We start from the raw sequence: 15,369 nt of genomic DNA on the forward strand, positions 1-15,369 counted from the left end.
GGCACCCCGGGGAACCGCCCGCCGCCCCGCGGGACGGGCCGTTCACGGATCTGACGCGGAGCCCTGATGCGGGCCCCGGGCAGGCATCCGCCTACTGCGGAGCCTTCTGGTAGGCGCCGATGTGCGGGACGGCCGGCACGGGATTGCCGTAGAAGTCCTTCCCGCCGTCACCGGTGACGCGGTTGCCCGCCTTCAGGGCCGGTGAACCGGTCCTGAGCCGGTAGCCGTTGGCGTCGGACACGGAGGTCGCCGTGCCGGGCGCCGTCAGCAGCGGGTCGCCGGCGAGGTTGTGCTCGCCGTTCGGCGGGAGTGCCGTGACCCGGTCGAAGAGGTTGTACCGGTAGGTGCCGTAGCGGTCGTTCACGGTCGAGCTGTCCTTCGCGCCCACGAACACGTTGTTCTGCAGGGTGAAGTCGTTCGGCCGGGCGACTTCCACGAGGCTGCCCGCGTTCGGCGCGTAGAAGGTGTTCTGGTAGATCTGCAGATTGGACACGCCCGTGCAGAAGGAATTGAGCAGGCCGAGTCCCTGGGCGCCGGCGGCGTCGTTCTGGCTTATGTTGTACCGGACGACTCCGTCCTTGGCGATTTCCCCGTCGTCCTGGCAGAAGTAGAGGAAACCACCGCCGTTGTCCTGCGAGTAGTTGTACTGGTAGGTGGTGCCGATATTTCCTCCTTCCACGGCGAAGGCCATGCCCGGGCCTTTCCCGTGCCGCACGGTGTTGTGTTCGATGACGGTACGGTTCGAATTCCAGGCGTAGGCACCGATGTTGTAATCGGTGGAGCGTATGTTGAAACCGTCGACCGTGTTCTCGGTCACCCGGGCCCGGTTCCCGTTGAACAGGAGGATGCCGTCACCGCCGACGTCCTTCACGGTGTTGCGGCTGATGACGATGCCCTCGTTGGGGACGAACTCGGTACCGGGGCCCTTGGGGTTCTCCGGGCGCTTCTGCCAGTCGGAGGTGATGCCGATGCCGGTCCGGTCCACGTGGTCGACCGTGGTGTCGGTCACCGCGATCCCGGAGAAGCCGGTCGGTACCGAGGAGCCGGCCGCCTCGAAGAGGATGCCGCCGCTGGGGTGGGGATAGCGGTGGTCGGCGCCGTTGACGTCGCGGACGGTGACGTTGTCGATCACGTAGTGGTGACCGATGCCGTAGTCCCGCAGCAGCACCCGGATGCCCGCGCGCTGGGCCGGTGACGCGCCGGTGTTGGTGACGGTGATCTTCCGTACCTGGTAGTACTCGACGTTCTCCAGCAGGACGGCGGCGGACGCCCCGCCCCCGTCGACGACGGGGGCGACGCCCCTGCCGTAGGGCTCCACGGACACCGGTGCCTGTGCGGTGCCCGACCCCTTGGGGGCGAGGGTGCCCTGGCAGGTCGTCCCGGCGCGCAGCCGGAGCGAGTCACCCGGCGCGAACGTCACCTTGTCGGCCCGGGCCAGGGACCGCCAAGGTGTGCTCTCCGTGGTGCCGTTGGCGTTGTCGTCACCGCTGGCGCAGTCGACGAAATATGTGGTGCCGGCCTTGGTGTGGGTCGTGGCGCCGGCTGTGGCGCCGGACGGTGCCGCGGCGGCCGGCCCTGGCGCGGGACCCAGGGCCAGCGCGCCGGCCAGTGCGGTCGCGACCGGCCCGATGGCGAACCATTTACGCACATCTCCTCCATTCCGCCCACGCGGACGGCCGTCGTCGGCATGGGTGTGCGCCGCATCGTGGTCGGGTCCGCATGAGCGGGACTAGAGAAGGCCTGGACTCCTCTTGTGGATTTTCGAATTGATGTGGTAGCAGGGTACTTACGTTCGGTGACGGGTGTCACCGTCGGCACACCGTCGGCCCGCGGCGGCCGGGCGCCGCGGGCGGGACGTCACCACATCCCCATCCGCCGCGCGATCTCCCGGCCGGCCCAGCTGTCGTCGTCCTCCAGCAGCTGGCGGTTCAGCTCCGGACAGGCGTCGAACGCCTCCAGCGCCTCCCGCGTGGGCAGCGCCGCACGCACCAGGGCGTCCGCGGCCCGCTTGCGCGTCCGCCACGCCGACAGCGGCTCGTCCATGGGCAGGATCCGCGCGGGCACCTGCTGGCCCAGCAGCAGGTAGTCGATGCCGAACAGCCCGAAGAAGGACGGCGTCACCCGGTTCAGCATGTCCTGCACGAAGGCGTTGCGGCGGGTCAGCGGCGCCCCGCCCGCGTAGACGTCGAGCAGCGGCTGGAAACCGGACACATCGGCGGAGGCGCGGCACTCCTGCCAGAACTTCGTGTCCAGCCGGGTGTTGAACCGGTAGTGCAGGCCCAGCAGCCACCGGATCGCGTCCCACTGCTGCCCCAGCGCGGCGTTGACGGTCTCCCGCACCTGCGGGCCCTCCCAGGACGCCGGCAGACACGAGACCAGCGTCTGCACCTCGACCCCGATCATCAACAGCCCGGTCGACTCCAGCGGTTCCACGAAACCGTACGAATTGCCGATGGCCATCACGTTGCCGCGCCAGGCCTTCGCGTGGCGCCCGCTGCGGAACCGTACGAAGTGCGGGTCGGAGATGCCGGGGAAGCGGGCCGCGAGTTCCCCGGCGGCCTCGTCGTCGGAGATCGCCGCCGAGGAGAACACATAGCCGCGGTGGTCGCTGTCCCGCGTGGGGATGCGCCAGCACCAGCCGGCGTTCATCGTGGTGGCCTGGGTGTAGGGCCGGATCTTCCCGCCGTGGGGGACGTTGCCGGTGACGGCCGAGTCGGTGAACAGGGTGCTGGAGAAAGGGACGTACGGCGTCTTGAAGGCCCGGCCGAGCAACTGCGAACGGAAACCGGTGCAGTCCACGTACAGGTCGAACGTCAGGTCGCGCCCGTCGGCGGTCCGCAGCTTCTCGACCCACTCGGGGCCGCTGAGTTCCACGTCGGCCACCGTCGCCTCGACGTGGTGGACGCCGCGGCGCTCGGCGAGTTCCGTCAGGTACGACACGAGCAGGGCGTTGTCGAGGTGGTAGGCGAACGGCAGGTACTTCATCAGCGACAGCGGCGCATCGCCCTGGCGGTACACCGCCGCCTTGTCGGCCGTCATCAGCGCGGAGCCCAGCGTGGAGCCGTTGATGCCGCCGGACGTCCGGAGCGCGCCCTGTAGGCCCACCGAGTCGCTGGACCAGTCGAACGGCCCCATGAAGCCGTCCGGATGCGGCCCCCAGTCGAACCTGATGCCCAGCTTCCAGGTGGGGCGCACGCGGCGGTACAGCTCCTCGGCGTCGATCCCGAGGTAGTGGTGGAGGAAGAGCGTCATGTACGTCACGGTGGCCTCGCCGACCCCGATGATCGGGATGTGCCGCGACTCCACGAGCGTCACGTCCAGCCACGGCCGCTTGGCCTTCAGCGCGAGCGCCGCGAGGTACCCCGCCGTCCCGCCGCCGATGACGCCCACCCGGCGGATCGCCCGGGGCGTGGACGCGTCGGGCCGCTCCATGTCCCCGCCCGAGGCCGCCAGCGACCGCAGCAGTGCCAGCGGCTCCGCACCGCCCCCGGCCCCCGGCAGCCAGCTGCGCACCGCGTCCGCCTCGTCGCGGGGCAGGGTGCCCAGCACCTGCTCCAGCGCGTTCCCCGGCCGCGCGGCCAGCCCGCTGTTCAGTACCTTGTGGTCCATCCGTACCTCTTCTCGGTTCACCGGATTCCCGACATGTCGTACCGGACCCACCGTGTGCCACGGCGCTAGAGCGGGCCTTGAGGGGGAAGTGCCGCGTCCTGACGCGTCAGGCATCGTTGCCCGAGCCGGTCCGCCGCGCCAGACCCCGCACCGGGCGTCGCGACGCCGCGGAATCCGGAGCGCCCTAGCCGCTCTCAAGCCTCCCTGTTCACCCTGTCGGGCAGACCACACGTGCACGCTCGAAGGGGAGGACACGATGACGGCGCACACACCACCGGCGAACGGTGCCGAGCTGGCCCGGGCGGTGGCCCGGGACGGGGTGGAGTTCCTGCTGGTCATGTTCGTCAACCTGCGCGGGAAGACCTGCGCCAAGCTGGCGCCCGCGCACACCCTCGACCGATTGCTCGGCGAGGGGCTGGGCTTCGCCGGGAACGCCGCCGACGGCCTGGGACAGAGCTCGGCCGATCCGGACGTCGTGGCGATTCCCGACCCCACCTCCTACGTCCGGGTGCCGATCCAGGAGAACCTCGGCATCCTCCAGTGCGACCTGTACGTACGGGGCGAGCCCTGGCCGTACGCGCCCCGCGGCATCCTGCGCAGGCAGCTCGCCCAGCTCGCCGAACAGCGGCTCGAACTGAAGGCGGGCGCCGAGCCCGAGTACTTCCTGGTGCGCCGTACCGAGGACGGCGGCATCCGGGTGGCGGACGAGCTGGACGACACCGCCGGGCCCTGCTACGACGCGCACGCGGCCAGCCGGTCGCTGGACCACCTGACCACGATCAGCCGCGCCGTCGACGCCATGGGCTGGGAGAACTACTCCAACGACCACGAGGACGCCAACGGCCAGTTCGAGCACAACTTCGGCTACGCGGAGGCGCTGCGCACCGCCGACCGCGTCGTGGTCTTCCGCCACCTGGTCCGGCTCGCCGCGCACCGGGCCGGGCTGGTCGCCACCTTCATGCCCAAGCCGTTCGGCGGCCTCACCGGCAGTGGACTGCACCTGCACCTGTCGCTGTGGCAGGACGGCCGCAACGTCTTCGAGGGCCCGGACGACCCGCACGGCCTGGGCCTGTCGCGGCGGGCGTACGGATTCATCGCCGGCGTGCTCGACCACGCGCCCGGGCTGATGGCGCTGACCTGCCCGACGGTCAACTCCTACAAGCGGCTCGGGGCGGGCGCCGCGACGCTGTCCGGGTCCAGCTGGGCGCCGGGGTACGCCAGTTACGGGGGCAACAACCGCACGCACCTGGTCCGGGTGCCGGACTCGGACCGGATCGAGGTGCGCTGCGTGGACTCCGCCGCCAACCCCTACCTGGCGCTCGCCGGGCTCGCGGCCGCCGGCGCGGACGGCATGGCGCGCGGCGCCGACCCCGGCGGTCCGCTCGACGCGGACCTGGAGGCGACGGGGACGGGCACCCGGCGGCTGCGTCCGCTGCCGCCCACCCTGCTGCACGCGGCGGAGGCCCTGGCCGAGGACGACGTGCTGCGTGACGGCCTGGGCAAGACTCCGGACGGCTTCTACGCCGACTACTACGCGGACCAGAAGCGCGCCGAGTTCGACACCTACCACCGTCAGGTGTCGGAGTGGGAGCTGCGCACCTACCTCCAGGTCTGAGCGGGGCACCTACCTCCAGGTCTGAGCGGGGACAACGACCGTCGGGCCGGCCGGAGACTCTCCGGCCGGCCCGACGGCGTTCCGCGGTCGTTACAGGTCGAGCGTGATGCCGTAGTGCCGCAGCCAGAAGTCGAACCCGAGGGCCATCTCCAGGTTGGACCGGCTGTGCCACTCGTGGGCGGTGGGGGACTGGTCCGCCACCGCCTTGCGTGCCGCCTCGACGTCCAGCAGCGGCAGCACGGGCGAGTTGGAGTCGGCCAGGACCGCGGCCATCGCGTCGTGCAGCGCGCGTGTGTACGCAGGGTCCTGGGTCACCGGGTACGGGCTCTTCGGGCGCTCCAGCACCGACTTCGGCACCAGGCCCCCGCCGGCGGCGGCGCGCAGCAGGCTCTTCTCCCGGCCGTCGAAGGTCTTGAACGACCAGGGCGTGTTGTAGACGTACTCCACGAGCCGGTGGTCGCAGAACGGCACCCGGGTCTCCAGGCTGGAGGCCATGGCCAGCCGGTCACCGCGGTCCAGCAGCATCGGCAGCCAGCGGTTGAGGTGGGAGAAGCACAGCTCCCGCATCCGGTGCTCGTGCGGGTCCTCGTCCTCCTGGTGCGGGGTCAGGGCACGCGTCTGCGCGAAGGCGTCCGCGTAGTAGCCGGGCATGTCCAGCTTGTCCAGCAGCCCGCGGCCGAACAGACCGCGCCCCAGGCCGCCGCCGCGGCTGCCTTCCTGGCGCTTCTCCGCCTCGATCCACGGGAAGTTGTCGGCCGCCACCAGCTCGCTGTCGTGCAGCCACTTGAAGCCGCCGAAGATCTCGTCGGCGGTCTCGCCGGTCAGGGCCACCGTCGAGTGCTCGCGGGTGGCGCGCAGCATCAGGTACAGCGAGGTGTCCATGTCGCCGAGCATCGTCGGCATGTCTTGCGCCAGCACCGCCGCCTCGCGGGCCCGGGTGCTGATGAGGTCGGCGGTGCCGAGCACGATGTCGGTGTGGTCGGCGCCGACGTGCCGGGCCAGTTCGGCGGCGTACGGGGCGTCCGGGGTGTCGCGCTGGTCGTCCGGGCGGAAGTTCTCGCTGTATCCGACGAAGGTGGCGGTGATGGTGCGCACCGCCTCGTCGCCCGCCTCCTCACGGGCCTTGGCGGCCAGGGAGGTGACCACGCTGGAGTCGATGCCGCCGGACAGCGTGGTGCACAGCGGGACGTCGGCCACCAGCTCGCGGGTGACGATCTCCTCCAGCAGGGAGCGGATGTGCCCCACCGTCGCGTCGAGGCCGTCCGTGTGCGGGCGGGCCTCCAGGGCCCAGTAGCGGCGCTCGCGGACGCCGGAGCGGCTCACCGTCATGGTGTGGCCCGGCAGCAGTTCCCGCATGTCGCGGAAGACGGCCTGGCCCGGGGTCTTGGCGGTGGAGAACAGCTCCTGCAGCTCCGGTACGCCGACCACCGGCTCGATGTCGGGGTGCGCCAGCAGGGCCTTGGGCTCCGAGCCGAAGAGCACGCCGTCCGGCCGGACGCTGTAGAACAGCGGCTTGATGCCCAGCCGGTCGCGGACCAGCAGCAGTTCCTCGGTACGCAGGTCCCACACCCCGAAGGCGAACATGCCCTCCAGGCGCTCCGCGCAGTCCGCGCCCCACTCCAGGTACGAGCGCAGCACCACCTCGGTGTCGGACCGGGTGCGGAAGCGGTGGCCACGCGACTCCAGCTCCGAGCGGAGCTGCTTGAAGTTGTAGACCTCACCGCTGTACGTGAGGACGGCGAGGGTCCGGCCGTCCTCCTCGGCGGCCATCGGCTGGATGCCGCCGGCCAGGTCGATGATCGAGTTGCGGGTGTGGCCCAGCCCCGCGTGCGGGCCGACCCACACACCGCGGGCGTCGGGGCCCCGGAGGCCGAGGGTGTTGTTCATGGCCTCGACTGTCGCCTTCTCGCGGCGGAGATCACGGGCGTAGTCCACCCAACCGGTAATGCCGCACATGTGGAGCTCTCCTCACTGTCGACTGTGTCGTCGGTCGGATCTCGGGATGTCGCCGGCCGTCGGTGCGCTGCCGGTGCGACGGGTCAGAACGGCCAGGCCTCCTGCCGCCAGGCCGCGTCCACGTGGGCCCACTCGAAGTAGGCGGCGTGCCGTGCGGAGGTGACGAGTTCGCGGCGGCCGGCCGGCGCGCTGTCCGCGGCGATCTCCTCCACGGCGCCCAGGAACACGTCCACCAGCCCGCGGTAGGTGTCGCCGGGGTGCCACTCCTCGATCACCGTGGCGTAGCGGGAGCCCGGTGCGCACCGGGTCAGCAGTTCGTCGGTGACGAGCAGGAACAGCCAGGCGGCGGGCAGGACGGCGCCGGCCCCCGCTGGCAGGGAACGGGCCGGGGCGGCGCCCAGGAAGGAGGTGTAGCCGAGTGTGGTGGGCAGCGGCGCGGGGGTGCCGTCCGCGAGTGGCAGCCGGAGGTCCTCGCCCCACCGCCGTACCCGCTCCCGACGCCGTTCGGCGTCCTCGGCGGTGCCGGTGCCCATCCGGCTGAACAGCAGGGCGTGGGGGTGATCGGCGGCCACCGCGGCACAGCGGGCGTGCGCGGCGGCGTAGGCGGGCAGGACGTGCCAGTGGTCCTGCTGGAGGAAGTGCGCCAGTGCGGCTTCCGGCAGGGTTCCGTCGGCCAGGCCCCGGTAGAAGGGGTGGTCGGTCAGGCGCCGGGCGGTGTCGCGTACGACCCGGGCGAGTTCGGTCCGCACCGGCGGGTGCCGGTCGGTGGTGTCGCGCTCCATGCGGACGAGCGTGGGGGTGGGGGCTCGAAGATGGATCGGAGACGGCTCGCAGGGTGACCGGCCTCCGTGTGCCGCCGCGCCGCGCGCGAAGGACGGCGCCGCCCCCGGCGGACCGGGGTCGGCGCCGTGGCCGGCCGGGAGACCGCGTACGGCCGATCGGGAGACCGCGTACGGCCGATCGGGACACCGCGAACGGCCGACCGGGACACCGCGAACGGCCGACCGGTACTCAGCGAACGGCCGACCGGTACTCAGCGAACGGCCGTTCCGTCCGCCGCGAGCGGCCTTCCCGTTCCGCGTGACCGGCCGGCCGACGTCAGTCCTGGCAGGCGGCCCGGGACAGCACGTCGGTCAGCACTTCCTGCGGATCGCCTGTCACCCGCTCGGCGCGCCAGGAGACGAAGGCGTCCGGGCGGACCAGGACGGCGCCGCCCGGCCCCACCCCGTACGCCTCGGCCCAGTCGCGGTCGACCGGCCGCAGCTCCGCCCGGTCGCCGACGGACCAGGTGCGCAGCGGGACGCCGAGCTTCCTGGCGACCGGTTCGGCGGCCCGGGTCCAGGCCTCGCCCCCGGGGCCGGTGAGCAGCACGTACGAGTCCCAGAACAGGTCGATCGTGGAGATCTCCTCAGTGCCGCGCCGCAGCCGCACGTGCGGGGCCCGGGTGCCGGGTTCGCCGGTGAGCCGGAGTTCGGGGCTGAGGACCCGGGCGTCCGGGTCGGCGGCCAGGACGGAGGCGGAGCGGTAGCGGTAGCCCAGGGTGATGATCACGTCGTCCACGAAGCCGGTCCGGTCCGCCTCGGTGGCGTACCCGTGCCGGATCCGGTTGCGCACCAGCGCCTGTTCGGACATCGCGGTGCCCAGCGGGCGCCGCTCGGCGTCGTAGGTGTCCAGCAGCGCGTCGGTGCCCCAGCCCTTGAGCATCGCGGCCAGCTTCCAGGCCAGGTTGTGGGCGTCGTGGATGCCGGTGTTGGCGCCGAACCCGCCGGCCGGCGGGTGGACGTGCGCGGCGTCGCCCGCCAGGAAGACCCGGCCCGCCCGGAACGTCTCCGAGACGAGCTGCGCCCCGCGCCAGGGCACCTTGTCCATGATCTCCACATCGATGTCCCGGCCCGCCGCCTGCCGTACGATCTCCACGCACCGCTCGTCGGTGAAGTCGTCCGGCGACTCGCCCTTCTCGGGGAAGTACAGCGGCGCGGCCAGCCACGGGTCGCAGCCGTGCAGCCGGGACAGGCCCATCAGCCCGCCGCCCGCCGAGGCGTAGCACAGGATGAACTTGCGGTCCTTGAGCAGGCGTTCCAGTTCCGGGGCGCGGAAGTAGACACTGAGCGCGTTGAACACGGTGCCGCGCCCCTCGCGCCGCACTCCGAGCGCCTCCCGGGTACGGCTGCTCGCGCCGTCCGCCCCCACCAGGTAGTCCGCCCGTACGGTGAACTCCTCGCCGGTCGCGTTCTCGCCGACGACGGCGGTCACCCCCTCGGCGTCCTGCTCGAAGGAGATCAGCCTGCAGCCGAAGCGCACGTCGGCGCCGTGCTCCCGGGCCTTGGCGACCAGCACCTTCTCGTAGCGGTCCTGGCCGCAGCCCATCACCCGCTCGGGGCTGACCGTGGGGCCGTCCAGGGACGGCACCTCCAGCACCTCCGCGTCGTCGATCTCCGCGAAGGTGCGCACCTTGATGATGCCGCCCTCGAAGTACGGGTGGGAGTCGCCCATCTCCAGGGCCCGGATGTCCGGCCCCAGCCCGGCCGCCCGGAACAGTTCCATGGTGCGTGCCTGCAAGCCCGGGGCGCGGGGCAGCGTGGAGGTGTCGTCGCGCTTCTCCAGCACCATCGTCCGCAGCCCGTGCCGGCCGCAGAACAGCGCGGTGGCGAGCCCGACCGGGCCCCCACCGACGATGAGCACCGGGATTCTCAGGTCAGACATGCATGTCCCCTCTGCGTGGACTGGGCCGGACCCGGACCGCTACCAGGCCCTGCCGACAACCGGGAACCCGCCGGCCGTCCGGCCGCTGGGCGCCCTTCGAGGAGTACTGGCGCGCCCTCGAGCAGTGCTGGAGGACGGCCCTCCGTACGCCCGGCGGATTCTCAAGGGGTGCTCGACCCGCGGCTGCGAGGGTCCCGCCGACCGTGTGGCACCAGGCCACGGTCGGTGCCGGAAGGAGCCTCGCGCATGACGCACACCCTGCCCGATGTCACCACCCCCGCCGGAATCATCCGGTTGGGCAACATGTTCTGCGACGCCAAGGCGCTGCTGACCGCCGTCGAGCTGCGGCTGTTCAGCACGCTCCACGAGAAGGGACCCTCGACGCACGAGGAGATCCGTACCGCGCTCGGCCTGCACGGCCGGGGGCTGTCCGACTTCCTCGACCTGCTGACCGCGCTGGGCGTGCTGGAGCGCGCCGACGGCCGGTACCGCAACGCGCCGGGCTCGGACGCCTTCCTCGTCCAGGGCGCGCCGGGGTACGTCGGCGGGTTCCTGGAGCGCTCCAACCGCAACCTCTACCCGGCCTGGGGCCGGCTCGCGGAAGGGCTGCGCACCGGGAAGCAGCAGTCCGGCAGCGACTTCGGGCAGGTGACCCGGAACCCCGCCGTGCTGCGGCAGTTCGTCGGCATGATGGACGGGCTGACCAACGTGGTGGGGCCGGAGCTGGCGCAGAAGTACGACTGGTCCGGCCACGGTTCGGTGCTGGACGTGGGCGGCGCCCGCGGCAACCTGTGCTCCCTGATCGTCCAGGCGCACCCGCACCTGACCGGGCACGTCTTCGACCTGCCCGCGATGGCGCCGCTGTTCGACGAGAAGGTGGCCGAGCGCGGCCTGACCGGCCGGGTCGCGTTCACCGGCGGCAGTTTCTTCGAGGACCCGCTGCCGCACGCGGACGTCGTCCTGCTGGGCCACGTCCTGCACGACTGGGACCGCGAGCAGCGGGCCTTCCTGGTCGGCAAGGCGTACGAGGCGGTCAACCCGGGCGGCACCCTGCTGATCTACGACCGGATGCTGGAGGACGAGCCGGCCCACATCGAGAACCTCGTCATCAGCCTGGACATGCTGCTGGTCACCGACGGCGGCGAGGAGTACCAGGCCTCCGAGATCACGGCGGCCGCCGAGCAGGCCGGGTTCGTGAGCACCGAGGTCACCCCGCTGAGCGACTACGACACCCTGGTGATCTGCCGCAAGGGTGCCTGAGCGCGCCGGAGCCGCCGCCCGGCCGCCGCGGGGCGGCGGCTCCGGCGCCCGGCTCCCGCTGGACGCGGGCGGTGGCCCGGCCCCCGCGCTCCGCCCGCTCTCGACCGCCGCCCGATCCGCGCTGCGGACCCTGGGCCGTACCGACGACGGCCCGTCGGAAACCTGCGCACCCGTGGCCGGGAGGAGAATGATGAGCGAGCAGCGCCAGCAGCCCGTCGCAGTGCCGGGGGACCGGTCCGGCGCCCGGCTGCCCCATCACACGGTGGCCGGCATCGGGGCCGGCCCGGCCAACCTGAGTCTCGCCGCGCTCGGCGAGCGGGAGGTCCCCGGCGGGGTCCGGCTCTACGAACGGCGGTCCTCGGCGGCCTGGCACCCCGGCCAGCTCAGCGAGGGCACCCGCCTGCAGACCTCCTGGCTCAAGGACCTGGTGACCCTGGTCGACCCGACCAACCGGCTGTCGTTCCTGAACTACCTGGTGGCCGGCGGGCGCATGTACTCCTTCATCAACGCCCAGTACGAGGAGATCCCGCGGCTGGAGTTCGCCCGTTACCTCGCCTGGGCGGCCGGTGAACTGGGCACGGTCCGGTACGGCAGCCCCGTCGAGCGCATCGGCCACACCGGGGCCGGGGCCGCCGGGCGGTTCGTGCTGCACGGCCCGGACGGTCCGGTGGCCACCGCGGACCACGTCGTCCTCGGCCTGGGCACCCGCCCGCGCGTCCCGGCCTGCTTCGACGGCGTCGCCGCCGACGGGCTCGTCCTGGCCGAGCGGCTGCACGCCCGGCTGCGCGGCGCCGCCGTACTGCCGTACCAGCCGGCCGTGGTCGTCGGCGGCGGGCAGACCGGTGCCGAGTCCGTGCTGGAACTGATCCAGCACGGCTTCCGGGACATCCGGTGGATCGGCCGGCGCAACTGGTTCGCGCCGATGGACGACTCGCCCTCGGCCAACGACTTCTTCCGGCCCACCTACCTGCGGTTCTTCCACGGCCTGCCCGCGGAGGTACGGCGGCGGTACGTGGCCGAGCAGCAGCTCACCAGCGACGGCATCTCCCTGAGCACGATCCAGCAGATCTACCAGCTCAACTACGAGACGTACCTGCGCGAGGGGCGCTACCCGGTCATGCTGCTGCCCGGGCGCGACGTGGTGCGGGCCTGCGAGCGTGACGGCCAGCTCGTCCTGTGGTGCGAACGGGACTGGGGCGGCCGGGAACGGCACGCGGCGCCCCTGGTGGTGCTCGCCACCGGCCGGGAGGCTGCGGACCTGCCGCTCGCCCCGGAACTGCTCGCGCTGGCGGAGCTGGACGAGGAGGGCCAGCCGGTGCTGGAGGCCGACTACTCGGTGCGGTGGAAGTACGCCGAGCACAACCGGCTCTACGTGCAGAACCGCAGCCGGACCGGGCACGGGATAGCCGACCCCAACCTGAGCCTGCTGGCGGTGCGGGCCGCCACGATCCTCAACTCCGTGCTGGACCGGGAGGTGTACGTGATCCGGGACGAGCACGTCAGCACGGCCTGGCTCTGAGCGGGCGGGCCCGGCTTCGAATGAACGGTCTCACGGACCCGGCTCCGAACGGTCTTACGGACCTGTCCCGCGGCCCCCGCGCCCAACTCTCTTGACAATCTAGCTACTCGGCTGCCAAGCTAAATCGGCCGGGGCGCCCGCGAGTCCCTGAACCGGGCTTCGTGGTACGCCGCATGACGAGGCGTCACGCCCGGTGGGCGGCCGCACGCGCCCGGCTCCCGCCGTGCAGCCACGGCACCGCACCACATCGGCACGACCGTATTCAGGCAGAGAGGCGAACGATGGATCTGGGCTTGCAGGACAAGCGGGTTCTGGTGACCGGCGCGACGCGCGGCATCGGCAGGGCCGCCGCGAAGGCCTTCGCCGCCGAGGGCGCCCGGGTGATCGTCACCTACCACACCGGCGAGTCCGCCGCGAAGGCCGTGGTGGAGGAGCTGGGCGGCGCCGAGCGTGCCCACGCCGTCCGCCTGGACCTCGGCGACCCGGAGTCCGTGACCGCCGGCGTCCGGGCCGCCGAGGACCGCTGGGGCGGGATCGACGTGGTCGTCGCCAACGCCCAGACATGGGTGTGGGTCGACCCCGACCAGCAGCCGCCGCTGGAGGACCTGCCGACCGACGAGTGGTTCGGCAAGATGCGCGCCAACGTCGAGGGGCACATCCTCACCGTCCGGCAGGCCCTGCGCGGCATGCGCGAGCGTGGCTGGGGGCGGGTCGTGCTGCTCTCCTCGGTCACCGCGACCGCGGGCATGCCGGGATCCGAGATCTACAGCGCCGCCAAGTCGGCGCTGCACGGCTTCGCCCGCGGCCTGATGTGGAACCACGACGGCATCCTCGTCAACGTGGTGGCCCCCGGCGGCACGATCACCGAACAGCTCGCCGGCGTGGACCCGGCGGTCATCGAGAAGAGCGCCGGGGAGACCCCCAGCGGGCGGCTGACCACCGCGGAGGAGGTCGCGCGCCTCATCGTCTTCCTGGGTTCGGACGGCAACGGCAACGTCAACGGCGAGGTCGTCCACACCGCCGGCGGGCGCTGACCCGCGCCGCCCGCGCCGTCGGCCCACCAGGCTGCCCCGGACTTCCCCGGCCGGGGCAGCCGGGCGAGCCGACGGCACGGGCGGCGCGGCCGGGGCGGCGGCCTGCGGGCCGCGCCTCCCGCACGCGAGGGTCCGGGGCGGTGGCCTGCGGGCCAGGTCTCCCGCAACGCGAGGGCCCGGGGCCGGGCGACCGGCCCCGGGCCCCCGGCCGTTCACCCGCCGACGTCCACTTTCTTGATCGACCAGCGCGCGATGCGCAGCGACATCTCCACGCCCTCGGTCGCGTACTCCACCATGGCCTTCTGATAAGCCGCCACCGCGTCCGCGAGGCCGCGCTCGCCCCGGTCCACCGCGGTCAGCGCCTCGGTCAGCGCCGCGGCGTCCCGTACCGCGGTGTTGGCGCCGACCCCGCCCGAAGGCGGCATCGTGTGCACCGCGTCCCCCAGCGGGACGACCGGGCCGGTCTCCCAGGGCAGCACGGGCGTGTGCGCCCGCAGGGCCACGCCGAAGGTGAGCTCGGGCCGGGCGTGCTGGAAGACGCCGCGCAGCCCCGGGTGCCAGGCCGCGGTCCGGGCGGCCGCGAAACGGCACAGGCCGGGCCCGTCCAGGGCGAAGAACTCCGCGTCCGGCATCCCCAGGTCCGCCCGGTGCACGTTCAGCACCGCCATGTAGTAGTCCCCGGTCTCCGGCAGCGTCAGCCCCGGGCACAGCCGGGCCGCCGTCCCGCGCACCCCGTCCCGGAACGACATCGGCATCAGCCCGAGATGGCTGCCGTCCGTGCCGATCACATAGCTGAAACGGTCCCGCAGCGGCTCCGGCAGCCCCGCGCGCACCGCGTCCGCGCGCGTGATGCGCGAGAACACCGTCCGTACGCCCAGGTCGGCGGGCCGGCGGCCGGGCAGGAACTGCTCCCGTACCTGCGAGTTGGCCCCGTCCGCCGCTACCAGGACGTCCCCCTCGGCGCTGCTGCCGTCGGCGAAGTACGCCCGCACCCCGCCGCCCGGCAGCCGTTCGCAGCGCGTGAAGGTCCTGCCGTACCGGACCACCGGCTCCAGCCCGGCCAGCAGGATCCGGCGCAGCACGTCCCGGTCCACCGCGTCGATCTTGTCCGGCCGCTCGCCCCGCGGATCGTCGAAGCCGGGCGTCCACTGAGGGGTGAGGTGTTCGTCGTACGCGTCGAGGCCGCTCTCGCCGCGCCGGTGCGCGGTGGCCACGAGCAGTTCGCACAACGGCGGCGGCAGGCAGGCGCGCAGCGACGCCTCGCCCTCCGGGCTGATCCGCAGCCGGTACCCCTGGCGCCGTTCGTCCGGGCCGCCGTCCCGTTCGAAGACCGTGACGTCCACCCCGGCGCCGCGCAGGCCCTGCGCGAGGCACAGACCGCCGACGCCCCCTCCGACCACCAGGACCCGCATTCCGTTCCGGCCCATCGGCACGCTCCTCTCGCACGGTGTGTCGGCCCACTGTGCGGACGGCGGCTCGGAAATCCCTGGAAAGTCCGTCCACCGGAACTGGACGCGCCTTCGAGACGGCGCCTGCAAGGTGGCCGCACGCCCGGGTCCCACCGGACCCGGCCGGGCCCGCGGCCGGTGCGCCGGGGCCCGCGGTCTCGGCGGGCGGCGGACTGCGCCGACACCCCGCCCCGCCCGGCACACCGTGCCCCACCGCACACACAA

General features: G+C 72.7%; 10 protein-coding genes. 4 read left to right on the forward strand and 6 right to left on the reverse strand.

The window, feature by feature from the left end:
- Positions 1-91 precede the first annotated feature (91 nt).
- Positions 92-1,648: a right-handed parallel beta-helix repeat-containing protein gene (locus tag ACEXOX_RS35875; RefSeq protein ID WP_406525017.1), complete on the reverse strand. Its 1,557-nt coding sequence runs from the start codon at positions 1,646-1,648 to the stop codon at positions 92-94.
- A gap of 209 nt (positions 1,649-1,857) precedes the next feature.
- Positions 1,858-3,609, reverse strand: coding sequence for a tryptophan halogenase family protein (locus ACEXOX_RS35880; RefSeq protein ID WP_406525018.1), 1,752 nt, complete (start codon positions 3,607-3,609; stop codon positions 1,858-1,860).
- 256 nt (positions 3,610-3,865) lie between these two features.
- On the opposite strand from ACEXOX_RS35880, the gene glnT reads away from it, so the two are divergent.
- Entirely contained in the window at positions 3,866-5,224 is a 1,359-nt protein-coding gene (gene glnT, locus ACEXOX_RS35885) for a type III glutamate--ammonia ligase (protein WP_406525019.1), read from the forward strand.
- 90 nt (positions 5,225-5,314) lie between these two features.
- Here the strand turns inward: glnT and asnB are convergent, their stop codons facing one another.
- The 3 genes from asnB to ACEXOX_RS35900 form a co-directional block, all read right to left on the reverse strand.
- Positions 5,315-7,180 (reverse strand): asparagine synthase (glutamine-hydrolyzing), encoded by a 1,866-nt coding sequence (asnB, locus tag ACEXOX_RS35890; protein WP_406525020.1) that lies wholly within the window; start codon positions 7,178-7,180, stop codon positions 5,315-5,317.
- An 83-nt stretch (positions 7,181-7,263) separates the two neighbouring features.
- Positions 7,264-7,962: a TenA family protein gene (locus ACEXOX_RS35895; protein WP_406525021.1), complete on the reverse strand. Its 699-nt coding sequence runs from the start codon at positions 7,960-7,962 to the stop codon at positions 7,264-7,266.
- Positions 7,963-8,278: 316 nt separating this feature from the next.
- Positions 8,279-9,883: an FAD-dependent monooxygenase gene (locus ACEXOX_RS35900; RefSeq protein WP_406525022.1), complete on the reverse strand. Its 1,605-nt coding sequence runs from the start codon at positions 9,881-9,883 to the stop codon at positions 8,279-8,281.
- Positions 9,884-10,129: 246 nt separating this feature from the next.
- On the opposite strand from ACEXOX_RS35900, the gene ACEXOX_RS35905 reads away from it, so the two are divergent.
- The 3 genes from ACEXOX_RS35905 to ACEXOX_RS35915 all read left to right on the forward strand — a co-directional run bounded on the left by ACEXOX_RS35905 (position 10,130) and on the right by ACEXOX_RS35915 (position 13,696).
- Positions 10,130-11,143 carry a methyltransferase gene (locus ACEXOX_RS35905; RefSeq protein ID WP_406525023.1) on the forward strand — a complete coding sequence of 338 codons (1,014 nt, stop codon included), beginning with the start codon at positions 10,130-10,132 and terminating at the stop codon, positions 11,141-11,143.
- Complete coding sequence (locus ACEXOX_RS35910; protein ID WP_406525024.1) at positions 11,136-12,662, forward strand: lysine N(6)-hydroxylase/L-ornithine N(5)-oxygenase family protein; 1,527 nt, start codon at positions 11,136-11,138, stop codon at positions 12,660-12,662. Before ACEXOX_RS35905 ends, ACEXOX_RS35910 begins: the two co-directional genes overlap by 8 nt.
- Before the next feature lie 281 nt (positions 12,663-12,943).
- Positions 12,944-13,696: an SDR family NAD(P)-dependent oxidoreductase gene (locus ACEXOX_RS35915; protein ID WP_030019018.1), complete on the forward strand. Its 753-nt coding sequence runs from the start codon at positions 12,944-12,946 to the stop codon at positions 13,694-13,696.
- Between the two features lie 212 nt (positions 13,697-13,908).
- Here ACEXOX_RS35915 and ACEXOX_RS35920 read toward each other — a convergent pair whose 3' ends face one another.
- The gene (locus ACEXOX_RS35920; protein ID WP_406525025.1) at positions 13,909-15,123 is read right to left on the reverse strand and encodes an FAD-dependent oxidoreductase; all 1,215 of its coding nucleotides are present in this window, start codon (positions 15,121-15,123) and stop codon (positions 13,909-13,911) included.
- Positions 15,124-15,369: the final 246 nt, after the last annotated feature.

Origin of the sequence: Streptomyces sp. Ac-502, assembly GCF_045222935.1 — a bacterium.
Classification (GTDB): Bacteria; Actinomycetota; Actinomycetes; order Streptomycetales; family Streptomycetaceae; genus Streptomyces; species Streptomyces monomycini.

Coding starts and splice junctions, on each gene's coding strand:
- glnT (WP_406525019.1), top strand. CDS start 3,866: ATGACGGCGCACACACCACCGGCGAACGGTGCCGAGCTGGCCCGGGCG.
- ACEXOX_RS35915 (WP_030019018.1), top strand. CDS start 12,944: ATGGATCTGGGCTTGCAGGACAAGCGGGTTCTGGTGACCGGCGCGACG.
- ACEXOX_RS35920 (WP_406525025.1), bottom strand. CDS start 15,123: ATGGGCCGGAACGGAATGCGGGTCCTGGTGGTCGGAGGGGGCGTCGGC.
- ACEXOX_RS35905 (WP_406525023.1), top strand. CDS start 10,130: ATGACGCACACCCTGCCCGATGTCACCACCCCCGCCGGAATCATCCGG.
- ACEXOX_RS35895 (WP_406525021.1), bottom strand. CDS start 7,962: ATGGAGCGCGACACCACCGACCGGCACCCGCCGGTGCGGACCGAACTC.
- asnB (WP_406525020.1), bottom strand. CDS start 7,180: ATGTGCGGCATTACCGGTTGGGTGGACTACGCCCGTGATCTCCGCCGC.
- ACEXOX_RS35900 (WP_406525022.1), bottom strand. CDS start 9,883: ATGTCTGACCTGAGAATCCCGGTGCTCATCGTCGGTGGGGGCCCGGTC.
- ACEXOX_RS35880 (WP_406525018.1), bottom strand. CDS start 3,609: ATGGACCACAAGGTACTGAACAGCGGGCTGGCCGCGCGGCCGGGGAAC.